Source organism: Hyphomicrobium sp. (assembly GCF_036780825.1).
Taxonomy (GTDB): Bacteria; Pseudomonadota; Alphaproteobacteria; order Rhizobiales; family Hyphomicrobiaceae; genus Hyphomicrobium_C.
The window spans coordinates 1-26219 of record NZ_DAIQCD010000001.1 but is presented as its reverse complement, the minus strand read 5'-3'; the positions used below and the strand labels follow the sequence as shown (position 1 = coordinate 26219).

Annotated in this window: 21 protein-coding genes and 1 tRNA gene; 8 read left to right on the top strand and 14 right to left on the bottom strand. The window is 63.3% G+C overall.

Annotated elements, in window-relative coordinates; all coding sequences use genetic code 11:
* Positions 1–1312, top strand: a 1312-nt coding sequence (locus V7P99_RS00110; protein ID WP_333792781.1) for a GGDEF domain-containing protein, incomplete at its 5' end; no start/stop codon positions are given.
* Between the two features lie 250 nt (positions 1313–1562).
* Here the strand turns inward: V7P99_RS00110 and V7P99_RS00105 are convergent.
* The 4 genes from V7P99_RS00105 to pdxR all read right to left on the bottom strand — a co-directional run bounded on the left by V7P99_RS00105 (position 1563) and on the right by pdxR (position 5916).
* The gene (locus V7P99_RS00105; RefSeq protein ID WP_333792780.1) at positions 1563–3038 is read right to left on the bottom strand and encodes an FAD-dependent oxidoreductase; all 1476 of its coding nucleotides are present in this window, start codon (positions 3036–3038) and stop codon (positions 1563–1565) included.
* Between the two features lie 99 nt (positions 3039–3137).
* The gene (locus V7P99_RS00100) at positions 3138–3443 is read right to left on the bottom strand and encodes a 4Fe-4S dicluster domain-containing protein (RefSeq protein WP_333792779.1); all 306 of its coding nucleotides are present in this window, start codon (positions 3441–3443) and stop codon (positions 3138–3140) included.
* 337 nt (positions 3444–3780) lie between these two features.
* Positions 3781–4149, bottom strand: a complete 369-nt coding sequence (locus V7P99_RS00095) for a nuclear transport factor 2 family protein (protein ID WP_333792778.1) — start codon at positions 4147–4149, stop codon at positions 3781–3783.
* 237 nt (positions 4150–4386) lie between these two features.
* Positions 4387–5916: a MocR-like pyridoxine biosynthesis transcription factor PdxR gene (pdxR, locus tag V7P99_RS00090; RefSeq protein ID WP_333792777.1), complete on the bottom strand. Its 1530-nt coding sequence runs from the start codon at positions 5914–5916 to the stop codon at positions 4387–4389.
* 238 nt (positions 5917–6154) lie between these two features.
* On the opposite strand from pdxR, the gene V7P99_RS00085 reads away from it, so the two are divergent.
* Positions 6155–8284 carry a molybdopterin-containing oxidoreductase family protein gene (locus tag V7P99_RS00085; RefSeq protein WP_333792776.1) on the top strand — a complete coding sequence of 710 codons (2130 nt, stop codon included), beginning with the start codon at positions 6155–6157 and terminating at the stop codon, positions 8282–8284.
* Positions 8285–8664: 380 nt separating this feature from the next.
* Here V7P99_RS00085 and V7P99_RS00080 read toward each other — a convergent pair.
* Positions 8665–8739: transfer RNA gene (locus V7P99_RS00080), tRNA-Val, on the bottom strand.
* 144 nt (positions 8740–8883) lie between these two features.
* Positions 8884–9132, bottom strand: coding sequence for a sulfurtransferase TusA family protein (locus V7P99_RS00075; RefSeq protein ID WP_333792775.1), 249 nt, complete (start codon positions 9130–9132; stop codon positions 8884–8886).
* A gap of 230 nt (positions 9133–9362) precedes the next feature.
* Here V7P99_RS00075 and V7P99_RS00070 point away from each other — a divergent pair, with 230 nt between their 5' ends.
* Positions 9363–11837 carry an efflux RND transporter permease subunit gene (locus V7P99_RS00070; protein WP_333792774.1) on the top strand — a complete coding sequence of 825 codons (2475 nt, stop codon included), beginning with the start codon at positions 9363–9365 and terminating at the stop codon, positions 11835–11837.
* Between the two features lie 35 nt (positions 11838–11872).
* Here the strand turns inward: V7P99_RS00070 and V7P99_RS00065 are convergent, their stop codons facing one another.
* The 3 genes from V7P99_RS00065 to epmA are packed head-to-tail and all read right to left on the bottom strand — an operon-like array spanning position 11873 to position 14137.
* Complete coding sequence (locus V7P99_RS00065) at positions 11873–12925, bottom strand: lysine-2,3-aminomutase-like protein (protein WP_333792773.1); 1053 nt, start codon at positions 12923–12925, stop codon at positions 11873–11875.
* Entirely contained in the window at positions 12922–13101 is a 180-nt protein-coding gene (locus V7P99_RS00060; protein ID WP_442909841.1) for a hypothetical protein, read from the bottom strand. The genes V7P99_RS00065 and V7P99_RS00060 overlap by 4 nt, the downstream gene beginning before the upstream one ends.
* The gene (epmA, locus tag V7P99_RS00055; protein WP_333792772.1) at positions 13088–14137 is read right to left on the bottom strand and encodes an EF-P lysine aminoacylase EpmA; all 1050 of its coding nucleotides are present in this window, start codon (positions 14135–14137) and stop codon (positions 13088–13090) included. The genes V7P99_RS00060 and epmA overlap by 14 nt, the downstream gene beginning before the upstream one ends.
* A 375-nt stretch (positions 14138–14512) precedes the next feature.
* On the opposite strand from epmA, the gene efp reads away from it, so the two are divergent.
* Positions 14513–15082, top strand: coding sequence for an elongation factor P (efp, locus tag V7P99_RS00050; RefSeq protein WP_333792771.1), 570 nt, complete (start codon positions 14513–14515; stop codon positions 15080–15082).
* Positions 15083–15139: 57 nt separating this feature from the next.
* Here efp and V7P99_RS00045 read toward each other — a convergent pair whose 3' ends face one another.
* A complete protein-coding gene (locus V7P99_RS00045) occupies positions 15140–15754 on the bottom strand; it encodes a TIGR00730 family Rossman fold protein (RefSeq protein WP_442909843.1) in 615 nt (204 codons plus the stop codon).
* 327 nt (positions 15755–16081) lie between these two features.
* Here V7P99_RS00045 and V7P99_RS00040 point away from each other — a divergent pair, with 327 nt between their 5' ends.
* From V7P99_RS00040 to V7P99_RS00030, 3 genes are all read left to right on the top strand, one after another.
* Positions 16082–17785: a hypothetical protein gene (locus tag V7P99_RS00040; RefSeq protein WP_333792770.1), complete on the top strand. Its 1704-nt coding sequence runs from the start codon at positions 16082–16084 to the stop codon at positions 17783–17785.
* A gap of 102 nt (positions 17786–17887) precedes the next feature.
* Complete coding sequence (locus V7P99_RS00035; RefSeq protein WP_333792769.1) at positions 17888–19873, top strand: ABCB family ABC transporter ATP-binding protein/permease; 1986 nt, start codon at positions 17888–17890, stop codon at positions 19871–19873.
* Positions 19874–20253: 380 nt separating this feature from the next.
* Entirely contained in the window at positions 20254–21279 is a 1026-nt protein-coding gene (locus tag V7P99_RS00030) for a diguanylate cyclase (protein WP_333792768.1), read from the top strand.
* A gap of 50 nt (positions 21280–21329) precedes the next feature.
* Here the strand turns inward: V7P99_RS00030 and ilvC are convergent, their stop codons facing one another.
* Positions 21330–22349: a ketol-acid reductoisomerase gene (ilvC, locus tag V7P99_RS00025; RefSeq protein ID WP_333792767.1), complete on the bottom strand. Its 1020-nt coding sequence runs from the start codon at positions 22347–22349 to the stop codon at positions 21330–21332.
* A gap of 199 nt (positions 22350–22548) precedes the next feature.
* Here ilvC and V7P99_RS00020 point away from each other — a divergent pair, with 199 nt between their 5' ends.
* Entirely contained in the window at positions 22549–23067 is a 519-nt protein-coding gene (locus tag V7P99_RS00020) for a DUF1190 domain-containing protein (protein ID WP_333792766.1), read from the top strand.
* Positions 23068–23378: 311 nt separating this feature from the next.
* On the opposite strand, the gene ilvN is transcribed toward V7P99_RS00020, so the two are convergent.
* From ilvN to V7P99_RS00005, 3 genes are all read right to left on the bottom strand, one after another.
* Positions 23379–23927 carry an acetolactate synthase small subunit gene (ilvN, locus tag V7P99_RS00015; protein ID WP_333792765.1) on the bottom strand — a complete coding sequence of 183 codons (549 nt, stop codon included), beginning with the start codon at positions 23925–23927 and terminating at the stop codon, positions 23379–23381.
* Positions 23924–24418 (bottom strand): hypothetical protein, encoded by a 495-nt coding sequence (locus tag V7P99_RS00010; protein ID WP_333792764.1) that lies wholly within the window; start codon positions 24416–24418, stop codon positions 23924–23926. Before V7P99_RS00010 ends, ilvN begins: the two co-directional genes overlap by 4 nt.
* Positions 24419–24492: 74 nt before the next feature.
* Positions 24493–26219, bottom strand: a 1727-nt coding sequence (locus tag V7P99_RS00005) for an acetolactate synthase 3 large subunit (RefSeq protein WP_333792763.1), incomplete at its 5' end; no start/stop codon positions are given.

Genomic DNA, 26219 nt, shown 5'->3' with positions numbered 1-26219 from the left:
AGCAGCGACTCAGGGGGACTTGAACGGCATGTCGGGCTTCTTGGTGCTGCTTTTGCAGGCCATCGTTTATTTCGCAGCGATGGCATTCATCTTTTACCAGAGGAAGACGATCGGCATTGGCGTCTTCTTCTGCATGCTCGGGGCCATACATTTTCTCGAGACCTATCTGGCCGCCGTCTATTTCATAGAGCTGCCCTTCGGTCTGATCTCTCCGGGCTCCACCGTCATGTTTGCCGGCAAGCTCGCGTTCTTCCTGCTGCTCTACATAAAGGAAGACGCGGAGAGCATGCGCCAGCCGGTCTACGGGCTTATGGTCGGCAACATGCTCATGGTGGCGCTGGCGCTGATCTTGCGCCTCTATGGCGATCCGGTGGGACTGCCCGGCTATAATTCAGACCTTCGTTTCGTCGATCAGATGGGCCTTCTCATGGTGTGGGGAACGGCGCTGCTCTTCATCGACCTCATTGCGTTGGTGCTGCTCTATGAACGTCTGGGCTCGCTGGTGACGAACACCATTCCAGGGCGCATTTTCATCAGCCTGGCGCTCATCCTGAGCATCGACCAGATCTTCTTCTATGCCGGTCTGCGATACCTGACCGGCGTGCCGGTGTCCGCCTTCTATGGCGGCTGGATCGCGAAGATCGGTGCCGCCGCGTTCTTCAGCCTCATGCTCACGATCTATCTCGCGTTCATTGAGAAGAGCCAGCTTCGCACCCTGCCTCATGATACGGCGGACGTCTTCGACCGCCTGACGTATCGCCACCGTTACGAGAAGCTGGTCGCGCAGGTGGGCAAGGATCCACTGACCGGCTTGCAGGATCGCGGGCAACTCGACGCCAAAGGTCCGGCGATGCTCGCCGTCGCGTCGCAGTCGGGAGTGACGGTGAGCTTGATCATGATCGATATCGATCACTTCAAATACATAAACGACAAGTACGGCCATCTCCGTGGAGATCGTGTGCTCTGTGACGTCACCGTGGTGATTGCGGGTGAAAAGCGCGAAGGAGATGAGCTGTTCCGATATGGCGGAGAGGAGTTCGTCTTGCTTTGCCCTGAAGCTCCGCCGGGCGCACGGACCATCGCGGAGCGGATTCGAGCCGCCGTGGAGAACGCGCCGCATCCCGGCATCGAACGGCCGGTGACAATTAGTGTCGGCATCGCGACGTTTCCAGCTCATGCGGGAGATTTTCCTGCGCTGCTGAAGCAGGCGGATGAAGCGCTTTATCGCGCCAAGGCACTTGGAAGAAACAGGGTCTGCGATGCGTCAGAAACGCTGTCGTACCCAAGCGATGAAGGTGCGCCGCTCACCTGAAGGCGGGCGCTGATTGCATCTAGGCTCCTGGAATTACAAGACGATCGTGACGAAGTCACCCGAACCTAGAGCCTGATCGTTTCGGTGGCCGTGTGCGCTCACCTCAAGCCATCGGGCTCTTGAGCCCGATCTCGGGCAAGCGATACCTTCGAGCGGCCCGAACCGGCCATGGCGAGGCCATGCAAATTCAAGTGTCGGACAAGCAGCACGAAGAAGTCATTCCCAGCTTCCACTTAAACCGGGAACAGCTCTATCCCTGTGTACCGGTTTCGAGCAGTGGTGCGCTTGATAGGTCCTCTTGCCGGCCTTGAGGCGGAAGAATGGCGAGCATGTCGCCAATCCGCGTGAACTTCTCACGTGGTTTTCCGACGCTGCTGCCGCGCTCCACCTCAGCGCCGTCTATGGCAAACCAGTCGGAGAGCGAGACCACGCGTCCCGAGCGACTCTCGATAATGGGAAGAACCCCTTCCAGACCTGGCGCGCGGGCTGGGGCAGCCTTCGATAGATCCTCAAGGAGCGCATGGACAGTCTCCAGACTGTCGGCCTTGTTGGTTCCGATGATGCCGCTCGGTCCGCGCTTGATCCACCCCGTCACGAACAAGCCCGGGACAACGGCGCCATCGGCATGAACCCGCCCGGCCGTGTTCGGCACGACACCGCGCTCGGCATCGAACGGGAGGCCCGGTATCGGGACGCCCTTGTAGCCGATGCTCCGGAAAGCCAGTCCGCATGGGATATCTTCGTGCTGCTCGGTCGCAACCGCGGTCTGATCGAACGGTGCTCCGCTCAGCCGGTTGCGAACGAGGCGGAGGCGTTCGACGCGCTCCTCTCCCAAAAGAGCGACAGGACTTGCCAGGAAGCGGAAATGAATGCGTCGGCGGCTACCGTCGGCGATGTTTTCGGTGAGGCTCCGGAACACGTCCAGGTTCCTTTTCGCGACGGCGCTCTTAGGACTGGCCAGCTCGGCATCGCACGCCTCAGACAACGCAAGTTGCTCGGGCTCGATCGTGGACACCGTGCCCGTGAGGCTGGCAAGCTCTCTCAGCTCTTTCGTGGTGAATTTCGCCTGCACGGGGCCACGGCGGCCGACGATATGGACCTCGCGCACCTTGCTTCGCGATAGCGCCTCGAGCGCATGCTCTGCGATGTCGCTGCTTTTGAGTTCGTCGACTGGCCGCATCAGGATACGGCAAATGTCGGCGGCGACGTTGCCCTGACCTATGATGACGGCGACCTCCTGATCGAGATCGAAAGTCCGGTCACGGTAATCGGGATGCCCATTGTACCAGCCCACGAATTCCGTCGCAGTATGGCTGCCTTTGAGATCCTCACCGGGGACGTTCATTCGCCGATCGTTCTGCGCCCCGCAGGCAAACACGATGGCATGGTACGCGCTCTGCAGCTCCTCGACGGAGATCTGCCCGCCCACGGTGACGTTGGCCACGAGATTGAAGCGCGGGGAGCGCGCGATCTCCTCAAATACGCGGATGGGCTGTTTGAGCTTTTGATGATCCGGGGCGACGCCGCTCCGCACCAACCCGTATGGCGTGGGCAGACGCTCGAACATGTCGACCTGGATGTCGAGACCGGAAGCAAGCAGCGCTTCGGCGGCATAGAAGCCGCTGGGCCCGCTGCCGACGATGGCAATCTGAAGGCGCTCACCACTGTGCAATTTCACCACCTCGAGGAGTGCTAGAGTGCTTCCGGAAAAGTGGGAACCGGTCATGGCGGAGCCATGCAAGTTAAAGTGTCCGAAAAGAAGCACGACTGTGTTTGGGCGAGCATCATCACCCATTCGAGCGAGTCCGCCCGAATGGGATCTGCTCTAGAAACCAAGCTCAACGCGCCGAGCGGCGGCGGTCGGCAAGGGCGCCTCGCGATTTCGAACCACGGGCAGTTCAACTGAGCGCGATGCGTTGATGGCGATCCAGGGTGCCATTTCGTCCGGCAGGTCCATGACGTCGTAAATCGCATGCACCGGACAGGCGTCGATGCACGCGCCGCAATCGATGCAGCCATCCGGGTCGATATAAAGCCGCTCCTCATCACCGTGGAAGCACGCGACGGGGCAGTGCGTGACACAATCGGTGAAGCGGCATCTGCTGCAATTGTCCGTTACAACGTGAGGCATGCTGTTCCCCTCCCGGGCTTCGATCTTGTTTCGTCGCGGGCGGCCTCGGATCGAGGCCTGAACTCGCGCCCTCTCCGCACTCGTTTCCCAACTTGGGATGGGCGGTTCCGGATATGATGCGAAGCGCCGCGGCCGGAGAAAAGGGCCAGCGTCGAATTTTGCATGGTTCCAACGGGCGTTGCGGCGCAAGCTGGTAGAGGACGTGAAGCTTTATCCGTCCGCTCACGAGGGGGAGGGAAACGTTCAAATGTCGGAGACCTGTGCGAGCCACAAACGCACAGCGAGCCTCGCACCGACAATAGGGGCGCACCGTGAGGTGAGCCCCTAGGCTTCTAGCTTACTGGTGCGCGTGGAAGATCTTGTTCACGATGACCCAGGTGCCATCGATTTTAAGGAGATTGAACAAGTCGGTGAAGCGATGCGTCTGCCAATTGTCAATCTCGACGCGTACGCTGGCCGCGGTGCCTGCCACATCGACTTTCACAATGCGAGGTGTGATCTCTGGAGCAGGACCAACGGAATCGGTCCAGTCGTACAGCAGCTTGATCGGCCCTGACACGAGCGTATCGCCGATGTAGCCATAGATCGTCGCGTCCGCATGGAAGGCGGGCTTCATCGTATCGCCCTTGCCAGCTTTCGCGCCGTCAAGATAGGGCTGAATAGCTTTGGCGATGTCATCGTAGTCCTGAGCAGGCGTATGTCCCATCGGTCGCTTCCACTCCTTGCCTAGAGTGCTTCCGGAAAAGTGGAAACCGGTCATGGCGAAGCCATGTACGGTAAAGTGTCCGACCAGAAGCACGATAAAATAAACGCTTAGAGCCGTTCCCCGATTCCGCCGAAACCGGAACGGCTCTAGATCTTGATGGTTTGGGATGCGAGTCTGCGTCCGTTCTGAGAGGTTGAACGCATCATCGGGGACTGCATAGAGCCAACGTGGCGAACATCACTGGTGCCGAGCAGCCGCGCGGCGTGCAGTGCCGGTGCGGTCTCCGCCGAGAGGATCTGCACAGGCACCGAGGCTTTGCAGCGTGGTTTTCAGGATTCGAACCGCATCGCGGATGTCATCCTCGCCAAGCGACGAGAAGCCGAAAACCAGGACGTCATCCCTCGCATCCTCTCGGAAATCGAATGCAGCGCCGCTTCGTAGCGCATACACGCCGACCCCGGCTTCGCGCGCCGCGAGCTGGATCTTTTGCGCGGAGGGAAAGTGCGGCGGCAGTCGCCAGATGAAATGGAGGCCGCATTCCGTGCCCTTGATCTCCGGATCGTGGAAATGCGATCTCAGCTCGCGCTCGAGGCGGTCGCGCCGCGCTTTGTAGAGTTGGCGGAGTTTTCGGAGATGGCGCTCGAAATGTCCCTCGGTGATGAAGTCGGCCAGGACGGCCTGCTCGAGCCAGGAGTGGCCGTTGCTCATCTGTGCCTTGAGAATCCGGGCGTCGTCCCAATAAAGCCGTGGGATCCCCGCGTATCCGATCCGGAGGCCCGCGCCGACCGATTTGGAAAACGTCCCCATGTAGAACACGCGCCTGGAACGGCCGAGGCCCGCAACCGAAGTGACCGGTGGTCCGTCGTAGCGGAAATCACTGTCGTAGTCGTCTTCGACGATGTAGCTGTCGGTCTCCTCGGCCCAGCGAAGCAGCTCGAAGCGGCGGCTGAGCGGCATCGTCACGCCGGTCGGAAATTGGTGTGACGGCGTCACGTAGAGCAGGTTGCGGGGGCTCGTAGGAAGATCTTCGATCCGGATGCCTTCCGTATCGACGGAAACCGGCACGGCGGGCTTGCCCGTGCTCTTGAACAGCATCGCAGCCCCGAGATAGCAAGGGTTCTCGATGCACAGCTGCGCGATATCCGGCGCGACGAGCTTGCAGATCAGGTTGAGAGCATCCTGCCCACCGGAGGTGACGATGATCTGGTCGTGGGTGATGGCCATTCCGCGGGCACGGCCGAGATGCGCCGCGATAGCCTCTCTGAGCTCGGGAAGCCCCGCGGGGTCGCAGTAGTCCGTGAGGAAGCTCGAGGAGTTCTCGCTGAGCCGGCGGTTGATCAATCGCCGCCAAATCCGGATCGGAAAACTTTCTGGATCGGAGCGACCCACCCAGAAGTCATAGCGGGGCCGGTCGCTTCCACCTCCCGGCGAGCCGGCAAAGCACAGCAGCGGCGCGCCGCCGTCCGGCAGGGGGCCATTCGATTGGCTGCGATCGCCGCGCACGGAAAGCATGTCGTCCGGGAGCGTGCTGCTGATGAACGTTCCGGCCGTGCCGCGAGACTCGACGTAGCCTTCCGCGGCGAGGCGATCATAGGCCAGGGTTGCCGTATTGCGGGAGATCGAGAACCGTTCGGCGAGCAGCCGGCTCGGTGGCAGCGCCATGCCCGGCTTGAGAAGACCGTCGAGGATCATCTGACGGATCTGCTCGAAAATCTGGACCTGGAGTGTTCGATCCAGACCAGGTTTCAGATGCAGTGGAAGATCCAAGCGATTTCACCTGAAAATTGCATTGCGCCACGGCTGGCACCAGCCATAGCACCGCTCAGTATGTATTCTTAGTGCCAATTGCGAGCGTATCATAGGGCCAAGGCTGCGATATTGCGATGGCCTCAGCCGCGCGGACAACCTTGGATCTACACCGGCCCGCAAATTCCTCCAGTCTTGACGAATAACAAAAAAGACGGCGCACTGCGTCAAAAAGAAGCAAACGGTGAAGGAGGAGCCCATGAACGAACATGCCCCGACCAAAACATTTTTCGGCGGCTGTCCCCACGACTGCCCGGACACCTGCTCCATGCTGTTCGAGGTCGATAAGGCGGGAACTCTGTTACGGGTTCGCGGCAATCCGGATCATCCCATCACCCGGGGCGGCCTGTGCGTGAAGTTGAAGGATTACGAGCAGCGTCACTACCATCCCGATCGGCTCCTCTATCCCCTGCGCCGGGTGGGCCCGAAGGGCTCCAAGCAGTTCGAGAGGATCACCTGGGACGAGGCGCTGGACGAGATCACCACACGCTGGAAGGACATCATCGCGAGATACGGTCCCCAGGCTATCATCCCCTACAGCTATCTGGGGCATCAGGGCCTCGTGCACGGCCTGAATGGGGGAGACGCGTTCTTTAACAGAATGGGGGCTACAGTCTGCGAGCGCACGTTCTGCGGCGAGGGCTCGTGCACCGCGTGGCTCTTGACGATCGGGCCGACGGCGGGTCTCGATCCCGAAAGCTACATCCATTCCAAGTATATCGTCCTCTGGGCCTGCAACAGCGTCAGCACGAACCTGCACCATTGGGCCATTGTCAAAGAAGCCCAGGCGCAGGGCGCAAAGGTTGTCGCGATCGACGCTTATGCGTCCCGAACGGCCAAGAGCGCCGACTGGCACATTTGCCCCAAGCCCGGAACGGATAGCGCCCTTGCGATGGCGGTGATCCATTGCATCATCGAACAGGGATTGGTGGATCAGGACTACGTCGACAACTACACGGTCGGTTTTGCGGAGCTCAAAGAGCGCGCCAAAACGCGAACGCCGGAATGGGCGGAGGCGATCACAGGCGTGCCGGCGGCCGATATCCGGAAGCTCGCCTATGAGCTCGCCACCGCACAGCCGGCGGCGATCCGCATGGGCGTGGCACTCGAGCGCCACTATGGCGGCGGCCAGACGATCCGCGCGGTCACCTCTATTCCGGCATTGACCGGAGCCTGGCGCCATGTTGGCGGCGGGGTCACGCAATTCCCGGTTTGGGAGCATCCCTACAAGTTCGACGTCATCTGCCGGCCCGATCTCATTCCGGAGGGAACCCGCGTCGTCAACAATCTCCAGATTGGACGCGCGCTCACCGGCGAGATGGAGCTGGATCCGCCCATCATGTCCATGATGTGCTGGAACTCGAATCCGGTCACGCAAGCTCCCGAAACCGACAAGATCGTGGCAGGCCTGATGCGGGACGATCTGTTCCTCGTCTCGGCCGAGCACTTCATCTCCGACACCGCGTCCTACGCCGATATCGTTCTGCCGGCTGCGATGGGGGCGGAGATGGAGGACATGATCCTCTCCTGGGGCCATCTCCATCTGACCTACAACACCAAGTGCGCCGTCTCGCCGGGCGAAGCCATTCCGAACAACGAGATCTTCCGTAGGCTCGCCGCGCGCATGGGCTTCGAGGAGGAGAATTTCAAATGGTCCGACACGGAATGCCTGCAACACTATGTCGATTGGGAGTCGCCTGCCTGTGAGGGCATCACTCTCGACTACCTCAGAGAGCACGGCTTTGCGCGCCTGAAAGTCGGCACCAAGGACGACCGCGCGCCCCATCGCGAAGGAAATTTCCCAACGCCATCGGGCAAATGCCAGTTCCTTGTCGAGGGCGCCAAGAACTTCGTCGCTGGCCCCTTCAGGCAGATGTACGAGGCTTTCCAGCCCGGGGAGGATCTCGATCCGCTACCCGACTATGTGCCGAGGCGGGAATCATCGGCGACCAATCCGGAGCTCGCAAAGAAGTACCCGCTCAACATCGTTTCTCCGAAGAGCCATAACTTCCTGAACTCCTGCTACGCCAACATGAACAGGAAGCTGAAGGCGCAAGGCGAGCAGTTCGTCATGATCAATGCGGAGGATGCGTCGGCGCGCGGCATTATCGACGGCGATCGGGTGCGTGTGTCGAACAGCCGGGGTGCCTTCAAGGGCGTCGCGCGGATAACGAACGACGTCAATCCCGGCATCGTTGTTGCGACGCTCGGATACTGGCGTCAGCTCAACGATGGAACCGTCAACAGCATCAGCTCGGCCGAGTTCACCGACATGGGGCACGCCCCATCGTTCTCAGACAATCTCGTCGAGGTTGCGTTGGCGAACTAGAGTGTTTCCAGAACAGCGGGAACCGGTTTTCCGAGAAGAAGCACGAGGAAAAAAGCTTAGAACCGTTCCCCGATTCCACCTAAACCGAAACGGCTCTAGAGACTGATCGTTTGAGGTGAGCGCGGGCACGCGCTCACCGAGCACCCCCGCGGCAGAGGTCCGCGGCGCGAAGGCGGTCCCTTGTCTCCGAGTAGGGATCGAGCGGATGGGATGCCGCCGTTATCGGAATGGCGGAATGCGTCTGGCGCGCGGTGAGACGGTCTTGAGACTTTGGTGCGGGATAGCGGCTGGGTATGCAACTCAGGTGCTGGCCGAGCCGAAAGCGATCCCAGCCTTGCGGTATTGTGTTCGGGAGAAGGCCAGAAATTTCATCGTGCTGATGGTGGGCGGTACTGGGATTGAACCAGTGACCCCACGCGTGTGAAGCGTGTGCTCTACCGCTGAGCTAACCGCCCTTGAGATCCTGCGCGAACGATGCGCTGATCGCCGGTGCGCCGTGCAGGAACGGCGCGAGCCGCCCTTATGCGGGGGCCTTTCCACCGTGTCAAGCCGGGCCGAGAGGGGCGAGGCCGTGCGCCGCGCCGCCCGGGTGGGCAGCCTCAAACGGAGCCCGTCGCCTTCTGAATGAGGAACCTCTGCACGCCTTCGTTGGCGCTCTCCCCGATGAGCCGATGTCCCGTCGCCTGGCAGAAGGCAGAGAAATCCTGGGACGCCGCGGGATCGCTGGCGAGCACCTCAAGCACCGCGCCCGCAGGGAGCCGGCTCAGCGCCTTGCGCGCCATGAGCACCGGCAGAGGGCACCTGAGATCGATGACGTCGAGCGAGGTGACGGCGGGCTCGTCCGCCATTGGCGTTCTCCTCTCTGGAACGGAAGCCGGCCGGGAGCATAAGGCGCTCGCGGAGACGCCTGCAACGCTGAAACGCGGCGAGGCCCCGAACGAGCGCGCGCAGGGGAGGGGCTTGCGCTGCCCAGGCGCCGATGTCACCGTTGCTGCACGGACGATTCTGGCTTGCCGGCAAAAGCAAGAGCGCTCGTCAGGACACTTGGGGGGAGTTCCGGCCGCAGCCGGAATGAGGCATGTCCAGCACTGAGCTGCCGCCGCGCCGGTCTTTCCTATTCTCGTTCGGCCTCGACCGCCTTGGGTTGATCGCCCTGCGCGCGCCGTATGTCAGTACCGCACTCATCCTCATCGTCACGGGCCTCGCCCTCCTAGGCGTCTCGAAGCTGCGGGTGGACGACAGCTTGAGCGAGCTGTTCCGCACGGACACCGCCGAATTCCACCGCTACGAAGAGATCGACCGGCGCTTTCCTTCGAGCGAATACGATGTGCTCGTCGTCGTCGAGGGGGAGGCGCTGCTCGCGCGCGAGCATCTCGAGGTCTTCCGCAATGCGGTCATCGAATTGCAGCTCACCGACGGCGTCGGCGGGCTCGTGTCGATGCTGTCGGCGCGCAAGGTGCCTGACGACAGTGGCTATGCGGCACCCGTCGTCCCGGACGAGCTCCCGGAAGCCAACGACGCCTATGCCGACGTGATCCACGCGCTCGCCGGCAATGACATCGTAAAAGGCAAATTCCTGTCCGAGGCGGGCGACCTGGCGCTGATTGTCATCGCGCTCGATCGCAGGATGGTGGAGGAGCACTCCGCGCGCACGATCATCGCCGGTATCCGGGACGTCGTGGACCGTGAGTTTGCGGGATCGGGCCTGACTGCGAGGCTGACCGGTGCTCCCGTCATGCAGCTCGAGATCCGCAATGCAGTCGAGCGGGATCGCCTCGTCTACAACGGCCTCGGGTTCGCCGTTGGTTTCGCCATCGCCTATCTGTTCTTCCGCCGCCTTTCGCTCACGCTCATCGCGGTGCTGGGCCCGTCGACCGCCATACTGTGGACGCTCGGCGCGCTGGGTGGGCTCGATTTCCGGTTGAACCTCTTCATCAACGTCATCACGCCGTTGATCCTGGTCTCCGGGTTCTCGGATTCGATGCACCTCGTGTTCGCCATCCGGCGCGACATCCTGGCCGGAATGGACCGCGTCGAGGCGGCGCGCAACGCCGTGCGCGAGGTGGCGCCCGCTTGCCTGCTGACGGCCATGAACCAGGCCATTGCGCTGGTCTCGTTTGCCTTCGCCCAATCGGCGCTGATCCGCACCTTCGGGCTCGCCGCGCTGATGGCCGTGTTCATCTCCTATACAGCCGTTGCCGTCGTTGTGCCGACGCTCGCGGCCCTCCTCGTGCGCCGCGAGCCGCCAGCCTCCGCCGAGATCCCCGAGCATCAAGAAGAAGGTGGCGTCGGCGTCCTGCAGCGCTTCAGCGACCGGGTGATCGGCTTCGTCGGCGCCCGCCCGCTCCTGTTCGCCGTCGCTGGCCTGGTGGCGGTTCTCGTGACGGGGCATGCGTTCTTCAGTCTGAAACCGATGTACCGGCTCGCCGATCAGGTGCCGGACAAGGAACAGGCGTTGGCCGCAACCGGCAGCCTCGACAGCAAGCTGACCGGCGCCAACCCGGTGCACGTCATGATCGAATGGCCGCAGCCCGGAGCAGGAGAGAGCAGCCCGCCGATCGAGCTCTACGATGAGAAAACGCTCGCCGTCATTGCCGAGGCGCACGGAGTGCTCGAAAAGGAAGCGGGGCTTGGCAACGTCTGGTCCGTGGACAGCCTGCGGCGCTGGCTCGCGGCCACGGGCGATACGTCGATCGAGACCGTGCGCAGGTATGTGCGGATGCTGCCGGAGCATCTCGTGCGCCGCTTCATCGCCGCGGACGAGGGCGCCGTCCTGGTCACCGCACGGCTGCCCGACAAGGATGCGAGCGAGATCCTGCCGGTGGTCGAGAGGATCGACCGCGCGCTGGAGAGCGTGCGCGGGCGCCATCCTGGCTATGAGATCTCCGTCACGGGGCTTCCCGCCATCGCCGCGCGCAACTCTGCGATGCTCATCAGCGAGCTCACCTGGGGGCTCGTCGGCGACATTTTCCTCGTCTTCATTTTCCTAGGCATCGCGCTGCGCTCGCTCATGGTTGGCGTCGCCAGCATCCTACCCTCGCTATTCCCGATCTTCGCCACGGGCGCCATCCTGTTTTACTCGGGGCAGGGACTGCAGTTCGCCTCCATCGTCGCCATCACGGTGGCGTTCTCGCTCGCTATCGACTCGACGATCCATTTCCTGAACCGCTACCGCCTCGAGGAGCAGCGCTTGGCGGACGAAGCCGCGGTAAGCGAGGAAGAAGAGGAGATCGGCAGAGCCTACCGCCTGAGCCTTGCCGATGATGAGCCGAAGCCCGCGCCCGACCGCGCCGCTGAGGCACTGGCCCGCACCGCGCATCACATCGGCCCCGCCGTGATCCTGACCACGATCGTGCTCGCGCTCGGGCTCGGCGTCACGATGCTGTCACATCTTCCCTCGCTGCGCCTCTTCGGAGAGTTGGCTGCGATCTGCCTGTTCGCGTCGCTCGCGGGCCAACTCGTCATCCTGCCGGCGATCGTTGCCCTCTATCGCCGCTACCTGCCGATCAAGCCGCCAGCGCCATTGGAAAAGGATCAATCTGCCGCGGCGTGAAACTTCCGGCCAAGTCCTGGGGTTCGGACGTGGCCTCAAGGGGCGCAGGCGCCATCCGTGCGATGCAAGCGTCCGCTGGGGTCTGCAACGGTGTCCGTCGTCTCCTCCAGATAGCCCGGACCCACCGGAACCTTGCCGTAGCCGCCCGGGATATCGAGCACGTAGGTCGGCATCGCGAGGCCCGAGACCCGCTGGCGGAGCGCCCGCATCAGCGCCTGCCCCTCGGCCAGGCTCGTGCGGAAATGGGCGGTCCCCGGTGCCAGATCGCCGTGATGGAGATAATACGGTTTGACGCGCGCCTCGACGAACGCGCGCATTAAGGCTTCCAGCACGTCCACGCTATCGTTGACGCCGCGCAGCAGCACCGTCTGGCTCACGAGCGCGATGCCGGCATCGACCAGCCGGGCGATGGCGCTGAGGGCTCCGGGCGTCAACTCGCGCGGATGATTGGCGTGGAGCGCCACATACACCGTCTTGCCCGGCGATTTAAGCGAACGCACGAGGTCAACCGTGATGCGCTCCGGCGCAACCACGGGCACGCGCGTATGCCAGCGAATGATCTTGACGTGGGCGATCTCGGAAAGCGCACGCGTGATCTCCTCGATGCGCCGCGCGCTCATGACGAGCGGATCGCCGCCCGTGACGATGACCTCCCAGATAGCGGGATGGGCGCGGATATAAGCGAGCGCGCCCTCGATCTCATCCGCGGTGAGGTTTGCTTCCGCCGCTGGGCCAATCATTTCTCGCCGGAAGCAGAAGCGGCAATAGACGGGGCACACGCCGACGATCTTGAGCAGCACGCGGTCGGGATAGCGGTGCACGATGCCTCTGACCGGGCTTTTCACATCGTCGCCGATCGGATCGCCGCGCTCGCCGGATGCCCTGTCGAGCTCGCGCACGTCCGGCAGGAACTGCCGCGCGATCGGGTCTGCCGGATCCTTGCTGTCGATCAGCTCCGCCACGGCGGGCGTCACGGCGACCGCGTAACGCGTGGCCACGCGCGCCGCATCCGCTTCCGCCTCGGGCGGCAGGAGCTTTGCCTCGACGAGGTCCGCCGCACTTTTCAGCGTATGGCGCAGACGGGTCATGATGGCGGCCACTGCTCGGTATCGTGATCGGGGTGTTGACAGGAGACGATGCTTGCGAGGAAGGGCGCCGCATTGACATCGGCCAACGTGCTGGACGGCGGCAATCCGTGGATACGGTCGGTATAAAACAGTTTCGCCTCGATGCTCCGCTGCATTTTGGGATCAATTGCTTTCATCGCCAAAGGGTGTCCAGATCACCTGATCGATGCGGCTGGCGCCGGCCGCCAGCATCACCAGCCTTTCGAACCCGAGCGCGCATCCGGAGGCGGGCGGCATCTGCGCCAGTGCGGCCAGGAAATCCTCGTCCAGCGGATAGCGTTCCCCGTAGATGCGCGCCTTCTCGTCCATCTCGAGGGTGAGCCGGCGTCGCTGCTCGCCAGCATCCGTCAGCTCTCCGAACCCGTTGGCAAGCTCCACGCCCGAAGCGTAGAGCTCGAAGCGCTCCGCAACCTCCGGCCGGCCTGCAACCCGGCGCGCCAGCGCAGCTTCGGGCGCAGGGTATTCATAAAGGATCGTCGGACGGGGATGCCCGAGATTGGGTTCGATCCGCTCGACCAGCACGCGCGAGAAGATATCAGACCATGTATCGTCATCGGCTGTGCGGATACCTGCCGCGGTGGCGCGTGCGCGCAGCAGGTCGCGATCCGGAATGCCCTCCCGGCATGTGTCGAGGAGGGGAAAGCCGGCGTAGGTGAGGAACGCGTCCTCGAGCGTCAGCCGTTCGAGATCGCCTGTAACGGCCGTATCCCGTTCGTGGAAGGACCACCGCTCCCGGCCGCTGATCCGGGCGGCAATCGCCAGCATGGCGGCGCAATCTTCCCACAGCACCGTGTAGCCGGCGTCGGCCCGATACCATTCGAGCATCGTGAACTCCGGCGCATGCAGTGCGCCCCGCTCGCGGTTCCGATAGACCGGCGCGAAAGCGTAGATCTTCTCCTCACCCGCCGCGATCAGCTTTTTCATCGCGAATTCCGGAGAGGTGTTGAGGTAGAGCGTCTCACGCTCGAGCGCCGTCCCGATCCGCTCCGTTGCGAAGGCGTGGAGATGCGTCTCGTTGCCGGGCGAGACGACGAGCGTTCCCGCATCGATCTCGATGAAGCCCTGGCCATTGAGCCAGGCTCGGATGGCCGCCTTGATGCGGTTGCGCAGCATGAGACCGGGCCGGCGATCCCGGTGGCGGTCCGGATCCCACCAGGGGGACAGGGCAGGCATGTGTCGAGCCATTCTTTGCAAGATAGGTTGAAAGAGCCGCGATCGCACTCGCGCACATCGCTGGCAGCGCCGCGTGCACCATATCGATGTGGGTCAGGCGGGCTCAAGGGCTCTGTGCCATAGCCGATAAACCATGTCTTGGCCCGCTGGCGGCTCCATCACCTGGGGGTTCTGCATCGCTACCCGGCCCATTCTGGCCCTCTCCGGGCCCATGACCTCTCCGCATTTCCAGGCGCGTCACCGTGTCGGCTCTTGGCGTTAGGAGCGATCCAGAGTATGAGAGCGGCCATATTTTCCTGCCCGGGTCGGATGGATCTGTCGCGAGGCGCTGCCGGTTGGGCGCCCCGGGCACGATGGAATTGATGGGAGAAGACCGTGGTCAAGGTGATCGCCAGCTCGATCCGCAAAGGCAATGTGCTCGATCTCGACGGCAAGCTCGCCGTCGTCATTTCGGCTGAGAACATCCATCCGGGCAAGGGAACGCCCGTCACGCACCTCGAGATGCGCCGCATCTCTGACGGCGTGAAGGTGACGGAGCGCTACCGCACGACGGACCAGGTAGAGCGCGCCTACCTCGAGGAGAAGGATTTCAACTATCTCTACGAGGACGACATGGGCTTCAACTTCATGCAGCCCGAGACCTACGATCAGATCCTGATCTCCAAGGACATCATTGGTGACCAGTCTATCTGGCTGCAGGAGGGGATGACCTGCAGCGTGTCCCTCTTCGAGGGCAACCCGATTTCGATCGAGCTTCCGGCCCGCGTGACGTTCGAGATCGTCGAGGCCGATCCGGTGGTCAAGGGCCAGACGGCATCGTCGTCCTACAAGCCGGCGAAGCTCGAGAACGGCGCCCGCATCATGGTGCCGCCCCACATCGAGAGCGGCACCCGCGTCGTCGTCATGACGGCCGACGGATCCTACGTCGAGCGCGCCAAGGACTGAAAAGCGATGGAATGAACGTTTCGAGCCGTTCCGGTCAACTGGAACGGCTCGATCTTTTTAGAACTTAGCGAGCGCTCCCGGCGCCACCTCGCCGCCCATCATGGCGTGGAGCGCAATGACCTGCGGCACGATCTGGTCAGCTTCTGTCACGACGCCGAAAGGCACTTCGAGCCCTGGGCGAATAAAGGCCTCCCGGCGCATATGCTCGAGAAGTCCGAGAAACGGCGTCCAGAAGTCTGCGATATTCGCCACCACGATTGGCTTCGTGTGCTGGCCGAGCTGAGCCCACGTGAGCTGCTCGACAAGTTCCTCCAGCGTGCCGACGCCGCCGGGCAAGGCGACGAATGCGTCCGAGCGGTCGAACATCAATTTTTTCCGCTCGTGCATGTCGGCGGTGATGAGTAGGTCCGTCACTTCGCGCAGCATGTGCTCCCGCTGGACGAGAAACGAGGGAATGATGCCGGTCACCTGGCCGCCGGCTGCGAGTGTTGCCCGCGCTACTTCGCCCATGAGACCCAGCCCTCCGCCGCCATAAATGAGCCGCACGCCGTTTTCAGCGAGGGACCGGCCGAGGGACCGCGCGGCTTCGGCGTAGATTGGCTTGTCTCCCAGACCCGAGCCGCAATAGACGCAAAGGCTGCGCACGTTGCCAGCCGAGCCACGGGGACGCAGGACCCCATTGACGCGCTGTGGCGCATCGGTCCGAGGATGGGTCTCCTTAGTCTCGGGTTGAACGGGATCAGTGGCGAGGGGAGGGGTACGTTGCAATTGGGTTCCTTGTCTTGGATCTATGATGCCGAATTGGCGAGCTTAGGAAATGTGGGGTTTCCCCCCTCGTCTGCCAACGGTCTGTGTCGATTTGCAGGCTAGATATTGCAGTGCCGTTCTATGCTCCGCTTAAGGAAGATTCTGAACTCGTTTGCCCGCGCGCAAATGAATATCCTAACCTGACGCCCATCCGGGGAGACCGGAAAGCATGGTGTTGATGGGGTGGCGGTGTTGAGGTCAGCCAGACTGAGCGCGTTCGCGTCGCTGCTCGCATGTATCGTACTGAGCCCCGAATGGGTGGCGGCAGGAGCCTCAGGGGCGCCGCAAGAGGAGCGCCCCCGCGCACCCGTGTCCGGGGTCGTCGATTGGCTCGAGGACGCGCATGCCACCTACCGCTCGGACATCGCCGGGCAGCTCGCAGTGCCGCATAGCGCGGCCGTGGCGTCCGGATCCGCCGCGCCGCCAGCGGTCGCGAGGCTGCGCACCGCCGTCGAGGCTGCGCTGAGCTACGTGAGGTATTGGATCCGATGGTCCCGCGAGCTCATGGGGCTGCCCCCGCCGGCCTACGTGATGAGAATGGCCGACGAAACCGCGCGCGAGTCACGGGCCTTCATAGAGGCGCGCCGCCAAGCGGAGGTGGAATGGCGTGAGGCAGTAGCACGCGCCAAGGCAGCCGCCTCCTCCGATCGCGTGGACGCCCCCCACGCGGGGGAAAGCGACAGCGAGGCGGAGCGGAAGCGTGCCGAAGCGCGGCGCGAGGAGCTGCGCAAGCTCAAGGAGGATCTCGACCGGCGCATCGAGGAAGGCTTGCGGAAGCTGGAGGAGCTGGAAAAGCTCGATAGCACGCGCAAGACGGAGGCGACCCGTAAGGCTCTCGCAGCTGACGTGGCCCGCGGCGCTGAGGAAGCGTTGAAAGCCATGGCGGAAGACGCCCGTCGGGAGGCGGAACGGAAGGCTGCCGAAAAAGCCGCGGAAGAGAAGCGCGCCGCCGAGGAGAAGAGGGCGGAGCAGAGGCGCCTGGCCGAAGCCCGCGCTGAGGTGGAACGTAAAGCCGCCGAAGAGGCAGCGGCCCGCCGTGCTGAGGCCCAGAAGGCTGCCGAGGAGAAACGTCTCGCCGAGGAGAAGGCTGCGGAGGAGCGGGCAGCCGAAGAGCGGCGCCTGGCTGAAGCTCGCGCAGAAGCGGAGCGCAAGGCTGCCGAGGCGGCGGCGGCCCGCCGTGCGGAGGCGGAGCGGAGAGCCGCTGCTGAGAAGGCCGCGGAGGAGAAGCGCCTCGCCGAGGAGAAAGCTGCCGAAGAGCAGCGCCTAGCGGAAGCCCGCGCCGAGGCGGAGCGGAAGGCAGCCGAAGAGAAGGCCGCTGAGGAAAAGCGCCTCGGTGAGGAGCGGGCGGCTGAAGATCGGCGCCAGGCGGACGCTCATGCTGAGGCAGAGCGCAGGGCAGCCGAAGAGGAAGCGGCACGCCGCGCCGAGGAGGAACGCGAAGCCGCCGAAGAGAAGGCTGCTGAGGAAAAGCGCCTTGCGTCAGCCAAGGCGGCATCCAACGCCCGCAGCGCTCCCCATAGGCACAAGCGGGCCCGCCGCTCGTCGGTACGGGCGCCGTCCGCCCCTGCGGTGTCGCGGGCAAGGCCCTCACGCGCCAAGAGCACGCGCGCCCGGAATAGTCACGCCAAAGGGAGGACAGTGGATCATTGGCGCCGTCATGCAGCGGCCAAGCCCCGTTGCCTCGAAAGGAAACCGCGGTGCGCTCACCGTCGGCACGTGAGGTGCGGCGCCTGCGAGATGCGACAAAGCAAGCGTCACCGGATCTCGGAACGCCGCTATCGCCGCAGCCCCATCGTCAAGGAGCGGCCTCGCCGCAGCATCTGCAAGGCCCGATGCGCACCGCGGCGCGGCAACATTTGCCCGTTGTTTCGTGCCTCTCGCGGCAAGCGCCGTTGAGCCTGTCCCCGCGACACGTTAAACGTCCCGCTGCTCCAATGTCCCCTCGGATGCGTATTGGTCCAATGGGTGGGGGCATGCGCACGAGATTCCCGGCAAGATATGAGATCGACGAACATCGCGACATCTACTGTGAGCCGCAGCGAGCGGCCGGATCTGCTCGGCCTTTCCGCCGACATTAGCCACTGGTCGGTGCTGAAGAGCCTGCTGCCGTTCATCTGGCCGGAGGGCCGGCGCGACCTGCGCCGGGAGGTGGCGGCAGCCTTCGTCGTTCTGCTCATCGCCAAGCTGGTCACGGTCGGCGTTCCGGTCGTCTTCAAGTGGGCGACGGATTGGCTTGCGTCCGATCTGGCGCATCCGGACGTGGTCAGTGCGAAAGGTCTCGCGCTCGGCATCGCCATGCTCATCGTCACTTATGGCGTCGGCCGCGTGGTGATGATGATTTTGAACCAGGTTCGCGACGTGCTGTTCACGCGCGTCGGCCAGCATGCCATCCGCGAGCTCAATAACCGCACCTTCCGCCACTTGCACAGGCTATCGCTGCGCTTCCATCTCGAGCGGCGCACCGGAGGGCTCTCGCGCGTCATTGAGCGCGGAACGCGCGGCATCGACCTGATCGTGCGCATGTGCGTGATGCAGCTCGCGCCGACCATCGTCGAGATGGTGCTGGTGGCGGGATTGCTCATCTTCTATTTCGACTGGACGTACGTCCTGATCCTGCTCGTCACCATTGCCTTCTACATGTGGTTCACGTTTGTCGCCTCCGAGCGGCGCATCGCCATTCGCCGCGAGATGAACGAGAGCGACACCGAGGCCAACACCAAGGCCGTCGACAGCCTGCTGAACTATGAAACGGTGAAATACTTCGGCAACGAGGAGGCGGAGGCGCGCCGGTTCGATGCCTCCATGGCCCGTTACGAGCGGGCCGCCGTGAAGACCTATTACTCGCTCGGCGTGCTGAACTCGGGACAAGCGGCGATCTTCACCGTCGGCATGACGCTCGTCATGTGGCTGGCCGCCCGCGGCGTCATGGCCGGCACGCACACGGTCGGCGACTTCGTTTTGATCAACGCCGTCATGATTCAGCTCTACCAGCCCTTGAACTTCATGGGCATGGTTTACCGCGAGATCAAGCAGGCCCTCGTCGATCTCGAGACTATGTTCGCACTGCTTGCGGAGAAGCCGGAGGTGGAGGACATGCCGGGGGCAAAGCCCCTTGTAATCACCGACGGCACGCTGCGCTTCGAGAACGTATCGTTCTCCTACGACGCCGCACGTCCGATCCTGCACGACATCTCATTTGAGGTTCCGGCCGGCAGAATGGTGGCCATCGTCGGTCCGTCCGGCGCCGGCAAGTCGACGATCTCGCGCATTCTGTTCCGTTTCTATGATATCGACGCCGGCCGCGTGACCATCGATGGCCAGGATCTCCGCGATGTCACCCAGCAGTCTCTGCGCCGCGCCATCGGCGTCGTGCCGCAGGATACGGTGCTGTTCAACGATACGCTCCTCTACAACATCCGCTATGGACGCCCCGATGCCACCGAGGCCGAAGTGGACGAAGCGGCGCGCCTCGCCCAGATCGACCGCTTCATCGCCACCCTACCTGACGGTTATGCGACGATGGTCGGCGAGCGGGGGCTCAAGCTCTCGGGCGGCGAGAAGCAGCGCGTCGCCATCGCCCGCACCATTCTCAAGAGCCCGCCGATCCTGATGCTCGACGAGGCGACGAGCGCTCTCGACAGCCATACCGAGAAAGAAATCCAGGACGCGCTCGACCGCGTCGCCGCCAACCGCACGTCGCTCATCATTGCTCACCGGCTGTCGACGATCGTGCACGCGGATAAGATCATCGTGCTTGACAAGGGGCGGCTCGTCGAAGAGGGCACGCATGCCGAGCTGATCGCCAAAGGCGGTCTTTATGCCAGTTTGTGGAGTCGCCAGAGGCAAGCCGAGAAGGCGCGGGAGGAGCTCGCAGCCGCGCTCGAGGCCGGATCCGGCGCGTCGCCAGCCCCCATCGAGCCGCAGCGGTCGAGCGAGCCGCCGTCTCGATCGTCCCCGAATCTCGACGACCCGCAAACGTACTGAACGGCGGAGAGGGCGTACGGAAGGAAGATGCGCGGTGTATCTTTACACCGTGCGTGGTTGCGATCGGTTCTTTCCGGGCCTTCGCCGAATCGCTTAGTCTTACGACATACAAAAGTTAGAGCAGGCAGCGCCATGCCTGCTTAAGGCGAATTTTTTTGCCACTGACGACCAGGTAGCATCGACGTGTCGGGTCGCATATTCGACCAATCGGTTATTTCTACAACTTATAGTCCATTCTGCCGGATGGATGCATAGGACTCGCCGATCCTTTCATCGCCTTGGTTCTGCAAAGTGTTATCATGATCCCATTGCGAGGCTTGAATTTGGCGCAACGCGCTCTGCTTGTTGCGGGGGGTGGTGTAGTATTTGCTGCACTACTTATGCTTGTGGCCGCATCCGATCTCAATCTCGAGCCGCTTCGAATTCTGAACTCGTCGGAGCTCGACGAGGGCGGCGGCATCGTCGGCACTCAATACAATCCGATCGCGATCATCGGCCTCTCGCTCTCGCTCTTGTTGGGCATCTCCATCATTGGATGCGGAATTGCGGGGCTGGTGCGGGTTCTCGGCATGATCCTGCCCGCCGCCGGCGCGTGCCCATCCCGCGACGCAGTGTTGCGCACGGGCCGAAGGCTCGAGCAGGAACTCGGCAACGTGCTGGGCCTCATCCGCGCGCATATCGCGACCAACGAGAGCTATGCGAAGTCGCTTTCCTCGGCGCGGGCGCGCCTTGCCAACCTGTCCGAGGCGGAGCAGGTCCGTGTCATCGTGAGCCTTCTCGTTGCTGAAAACGAGCGGATGCGCCGCGATAGCGAGGCGCTGAAGTTTCATCTGGAAGATTCTCGCAAGCAGATCCAGGTGTTGCGGTCGAGCCTCAGCCACGCGCAGGAGGTCGTGCTCAAGGATCCGCTCACGGGCACCGGCAACCGCCGCCATTTCGATATGACGATGGAAAAAGCCATCATCGAGTGCGAGCGCGACTCGACGCCGCTCTCGGTCATCATGTGCGACATTGATCATTTCAAGCGCGTCAACGATGCCTACGGGCATCAGGTTGGGGACGAGCTGATCAGGATGTTTGCCCGCGTCATCCAGTCCAACACGCGTGAAAGCGATACCGTCATTCGCTACGGTGGCGAGGAGTTCGCCGTCATCCTGCCGATGACCGCGCAGGAGGCGGCCCATTCCCTTGCCGAGCGCATTCGCCGCCAGTTCGAGGCGAAACGGCTCACCATCCGCGAGACAAACCAGAAAATCGGTCAGCTTACGGCGTCATTTGGCGTCGCTGAGTATCGTGCCGGCGACGACGTGGAAGCGCTCGTCCAGCGCGCCGATGCCAAGCTTTACGATGCCAAGTCATCGGGGCGCAATCGCGTGGCCTCCTTGGGACACAGCGGCCAGACGTAGCGAGGCGTGAGTGCCCGCGGAGGCGCCGGCCTCCGCGGGAAACAGCTTGGTCAGTTGCGGCCCTTATCGACCAGCTTGTTCTTCGAGATCCAGGGCATCATGGCGCGGAGCTTGGCGCCGACTTCCTCGATCTGGTGCTCGTCGTTGAGGCGCCGCGTGGCCTTGAAGCTCGGCTGCCCGGCCTTGCACTCGAGCATCCAGTCGCGCGTGAAGCGTCCGGCTTGAATGTCGGCAAGAATGCGCTTCATCTCGGCCTTCGTCTCAGGCGTGATCACGCGCGGTCCGCTGACGTACTCGCCATACTCGGCCGTATTCGAGATCGAGTAGTTCATGTTGGCGATGCCGCCCTCGTAGATGAGATCGACGATGAGCTTGACCTCGTGGAGGCACTCGAAATACGCCATTTCCGGCGCATAGCCGGCTTCGACCAGCGTCTCGAAGCCCGCGCGAATGAGCTCGACCAAGCCGCCGCAGAGAACCGCCTGCTCGCCGAAAAGGTCGGTCTCGCACTCCTCGCGGAATGTCGTCTCGATGACGCCGGAGCGGCCGCCGCCGATGGCGGATGCATACGAAAGGAAGAGGTCGTGCGCGTTGCCCGTCTTATCCTGGTGCACGGCGATCAGGCACGGCACGCCGCCGCCCTTCTGATACTCGCCACGCACGGTATGCCCGGGGCCCTTCGGCGCCACCATGCCGACATCGAGATCCTCGCGCGGCTCGATAAGATTGAAGTGCACGTTGAGCCCATGCGCAAAGAGGAGCGCGGCGCCCTGCTTCATGTTGGGGGCGAGATGCTCCTTGTAGATGTCGCCCTGCAGTTCGTCGGGCGTCAGCATCATGATGACGTCGGCCCACTTGGCCGCGTCCGCCACGGACATGACCTTGAGGCCTTCCTTCTCGGCCTTGGCGGCTGAGCTGGAGCCGCTGCGCAGCGCGATCGCGACATCTTTGACGCCGGAATCGCGCAGGTTGAGCGCATGCGCGTGGCCCTGGCTGCCATAGCCGACAATGGCAACTTTCTTTGATTTGATCAGATTAATGTCGGCATCACGATCGTAATAGACGCGCATCGCTCTCTCTTGCGGTTGGATTTCAAGGATGGAAGGAAACGGTGGGGCGGACGCCCCGAATTGATGGAGGGGCAAGGGCCCCCATATGACGGCCGGACGTTACACCGGCGCTTGGCGCTCTTTCAACGGCGATTAAGGTATCCGAAAGCGAGCACCCGGCAGAATGGACCAATATCGTTCGTCTGAAGGTGCCCCGCTCATGCGCAGCCCCGTTTCGGCCGGTGCCGCCGGTGTGGCTCTTCTTCTCATCGCCCTGATCCCCGGATGCGGCGAGACCCGCCCCGCGGAAGACGGGCAATCCGTTGGCTTTCGCGGTGTTTTCGCCAGTGCCTCGGACTGCGCATCCTTTGGCTCCGATGCTCTCAAAGCGTGCTCTGCTGCCATCGAGCGGGCGGTGAAGGCCCATGAGGCGGCCTCTCCGGTCTACGCGGACGTGGGCACCTGCGAGCGCGCGGCCGGCGAGGGGCGGTGCGAACGTTCGGCCGCCGGCACGTATCGGGCGCGCCTCGCAGCGTTCATGGTTACCGCCAACGGGGCCGCCGCCCGAGCCGAGCCCCTTTACCCGGCGAAAGACGGTGCCGTGGGCTTCCGCACCGCGGGCAACACTCAGCTCCTCGCCAGCGACCGCAACTTCGCGTTTTCCCGCCTCGCCCTGTCGCTCGCCGAGAGCCAGGCGGCCGAAGGCAAGAAACGGGGCGGGCGCAAGAAGGCCTTCTAGAGTGCGCTCCGAAAAACGGGAAGACGCGCCATCAAGACAAAACTCAGAGCCGCGCCCCCCATTTCGGAACCGGAATGGCCTCTGAGCCCGGCTCGAGGAGACCGGTTCAGCGAGCGTGGCGGATGTGGATGCTGGCGTAGGTCCCGGCCTTCGCCGGAATGACGTTGGAAGGAGGCAGGCGGCATCCACCCGGTCGACGTGATCCCGCCCACGGCTCCGCCCCGAGCGATGACCTGACGGCACCCAGGCGTCGAGCTGCAATGACAAAGCCAGACTGAGCTCTTCTTGGAGGCGGATGCCCATTCCGTTGATCACATCGCCGCCGCGCCGCGCCCGATGGCGGCAATACCCGTGCGCGACACCTCGACGAGGCCAAGCTCCGTCATGAGATGGATGAACGTATCGATCTTGCCGGGCTTGCCGGTAACCTCGAACACGAAGTGCTCCATCGACGTGTCGACGACCTGGGCGCGGAAGATTTCGGCCATGCGCAGGGCTTCGATCCGCTTCTCCCCTTTGCCGACGACTTTCACCAAGGCGAGCTCGCGCTCGAGGGACGCGCCTTCCAGGGTGAGATCGCGCACGCGATGCACCGGCACCAGGCGCTCGAGCTGATGCTTGATCTGCGTCAGCACCGCGGGCGTCCCGCGGGTGATCACCGTGATGCGCGAGAGGTGCGTCTCGTGCTCGGTCTCCGTCACGGTGAGGCTGTCGATGTTGTAGCCCCGCCCGGAAAACAGACCGATCACGCGCGCCAGCACCCCCGGCTCGTTGTCGACGAGGATGGAGAGCGTGTGTGTCTCGATCTCCTGCTTGTGGGAGGGGCCCGTATAATGGGTTTGCGGGTTGGGATTGATCATCGCCGCTGCTTCTTTTTCTCTTCGGTTTTCTTGTCTTCAATCACCTTCGCGGCTTCCGGGAAGACGAGGGCGAAGAACACGGGAAGCCCATGCTCGTCGACGAGCCGTTTGACGTTGTCGGCGTAGGCTTGCGATTTCCCGTATTGCCCGAACGCCATGGAGATGCGCTTGCTCATGCTCTCCGCCAGCATCTCGGGCGAAGGAACGCCGAGCTGCGCGAGAGCGTCCGGCGGCATGCGCGAGTAAACCTGGATCAGCGTTCGGGTTTCGAGATAGTCCTGCGCGATACAGGCTTCGAAACCCTCGCCGTAAGTCGAGGCGAGCGAGTGCGTCTTGTAGCAATTGTCGATCAGCTCATAGGCGGCCTGTGCCCCGCGCGCACGATGGAGCTTCCCGAGCCGCTCCGCCGCGCCGCGGATGCTGGCCGCTTGGTCCCAGGTGGCGGCCTCCGCGGCATCGAGCGCCGGCGTCTTGCCTGTGGCACGTGCCATCGCGCCCCCTGCAGCGGCGAGCGCTGCTCCAGCGGCGATCACTAAAGCGACGGACTTGAGGGCGTCGATGGTCCTCAAACCAGCACCTTGCCTTCCTGGCCGATGGCGCTCGAAACCTCCTCGTCGGAGACGTCCTCGCCAAGCAGCATCTCGTTGTGAGCTTTGCCGGAGGGGATCATGGGGAAGCAGTTGGCCAGCTTTGCGACCCGGCAATCGAAAAGCACGGGCTCCTTCGAGTTGATCATCTCGCGAATGGCGTCGTCGAGGTCTGCCGGATGATCGCAGCGCATGCCGGTCCAGCCGTAGGCTTCCGCGAGCTTCACGAAGTCCGGCAGGGCTTCCGTGTAGCTCTCGGACAGTCGGTTGCCATGCAGAAGCTGCTGCCACTGGCGCACCATGCCCATGTACTCGTTGTTCAGAATGAACACCTTAACGGGCAGGCGGTACTGCACCGCCGTCGAGCACTCCTGGATGTTCATGAGGATCGAGGCGTCGCCGGCCACGTCGATCACGAGCGACTTCGGGTGCGCGAGTTGCACGCCGATGGCAGCCGGCAGGCCGTAGCCCATGGTGCCGAGGCCGCCGGACGTCATCCAGCGGTTGGGCTCCTCGAACTGAAGGAACTGAGCCGCCCACATCTGATGCTGGCCGACCTCGGTCGTAAAGTAGACGTCGCGGTCCTTGGTCAGCTCGTGGAGGCGCTGGCAGGCGTATTGCGGCATGATGTAGTCGCTCGAGTTCTTGTACGCGAGCGACTTCCGGGCGCGCCAGCCATCGATCTCCTTCCACCATGCCTTGTGGGCGGCCTTATCGAGCTGCGGCGCCTTCGCCTTCCAGACGCGCAGCATCTCCTCAAGCACGTAGGCGCAGTCGCCGATGATCGGCAGGTCCACCTGGATGTTCTTGTTGATGGACGAGGCGTCGATATCGACGTGGATTTTCGTGGACCCCGGCGAGAAGGCATCGACACGGCCGGTGATACGATCATCGAAGCGTGCGCCGATGTTGATCATCACATCGCAGTCGTGCATGGCCATGTTGGCTTCGTAGGTGCCATGCATGCCGAGCATTCCGAGCCACTGCTTGTCGGACGCCGGATACGCGCCGAGCCCCATGAGCGTCGAGGTGATCGGGTATCCGGAGAGCCGCACCAGTTCGCGTAGGAGCTGGCTCGCCTTGGGGCCCGAATTGATGACGCCGCCGCCGGTGTAGAACACGGGCCGCTTGGCGGAGGTCATGATCTCCACGGCGTCGCGCACGGCGGCGGGCTCCGGCTTGATGCGCGGCTTATAGGTTTTGTGGGCGATGTTCGACGGCCCGACGTAATTGCCGGTGTTGAACTGGATGTCCTTCGGGATGTCGATGACCACGGGCCCCGGCCGCCCAGCCTTGGCGATATAAAACGCCTCATGCAGGATGCGCGCGAGGTCGTTGATGTTCTTCACAAGCCAGTTGTGCTTGGTGCACGGGCGCGTGATGCCGACCGTGTCGCACTCCTGGAAGGCATCGTTGCCGATCAGGTGCGTCGGCACCTGCCCGGTGATGCAGACGAGCGGGATCGAATCCATGAGCGCGTCGGCAAGCCCGGTGACGGCGTTCGTTGCGCCGGGCCCTGACGTCACGAGCGCGACGCCGACCTTGCCGGTGGAGCGGGCATAGCCTTCCGCGGCATGCAGCGCGCCGCCTTCCTGGCGCACCAGGATATGGCGCACCTTGTCCTGCTGAAACAGCTCGTCGTAGATCGGGAGCACGGCGCCGCCGGGATAGCCGAAAACGTGCTCGACGCCCTGGTCCTGGAGCG

Bases quoted from the DNA above. Each gene is read 5' to 3' on its own strand.
- V7P99_RS00105 (WP_333792780.1), bottom strand. From the start codon at position 3,038: ATGACCGGTTCCCACTTTTCCGGAAGCACTCTAGCACTCCTCGAGGTG.
- V7P99_RS00100 (WP_333792779.1), bottom strand. From the start codon at position 3,443: ATGCCTCACGTTGTAACGGACAATTGCAGCAGATGCCGCTTCACCGAT.
- V7P99_RS00095 (WP_333792778.1), bottom strand. From the start codon at position 4,149: ATGGGACATACGCCTGCTCAGGACTACGATGACATCGCCAAAGCTATT.
- V7P99_RS00085 (WP_333792776.1), top strand. From the start codon at position 6,155: ATGAACGAACATGCCCCGACCAAAACATTTTTCGGCGGCTGTCCCCAC.
- V7P99_RS00075 (WP_333792775.1), bottom strand. From the start codon at position 9,132: ATGGCGGACGAGCCCGCCGTCACCTCGCTCGACGTCATCGATCTCAGG.
- V7P99_RS00070 (WP_333792774.1), top strand. From the start codon at position 9,363: ATGTCCAGCACTGAGCTGCCGCCGCGCCGGTCTTTCCTATTCTCGTTC.
- V7P99_RS00065 (WP_333792773.1), bottom strand. From the start codon at position 12,925: ATGACCCGTCTGCGCCATACGCTGAAAAGTGCGGCGGACCTCGTCGAG.
- V7P99_RS00060 (WP_442909841.1), bottom strand. From the start codon at position 13,101: ATGAAAGCAATTGATCCCAAAATGCAGCGGAGCATCGAGGCGAAACTG.
- epmA (WP_333792772.1), bottom strand. From the start codon at position 14,137: ATGCCTGCCCTGTCCCCCTGGTGGGATCCGGACCGCCACCGGGATCGC.
- V7P99_RS00035 (WP_333792769.1), top strand. From the start codon at position 17,888: ATGAGATCGACGAACATCGCGACATCTACTGTGAGCCGCAGCGAGCGG.
- V7P99_RS00030 (WP_333792768.1), top strand. From the start codon at position 20,254: ATGCTTGTGGCCGCATCCGATCTCAATCTCGAGCCGCTTCGAATTCTG.
- ilvC (WP_333792767.1), bottom strand. From the start codon at position 22,349: ATGCGCGTCTATTACGATCGTGATGCCGACATTAATCTGATCAAATCA.
- V7P99_RS00020 (WP_333792766.1), top strand. From the start codon at position 22,549: ATGCGCAGCCCCGTTTCGGCCGGTGCCGCCGGTGTGGCTCTTCTTCTC.
- ilvN (WP_333792765.1), bottom strand. From the start codon at position 23,927: ATGATCAATCCCAACCCGCAAACCCATTATACGGGCCCCTCCCACAAG.
- V7P99_RS00010 (WP_333792764.1), bottom strand. From the start codon at position 24,418: ATGGCACGTGCCACAGGCAAGACGCCGGCGCTCGATGCCGCGGAGGCC.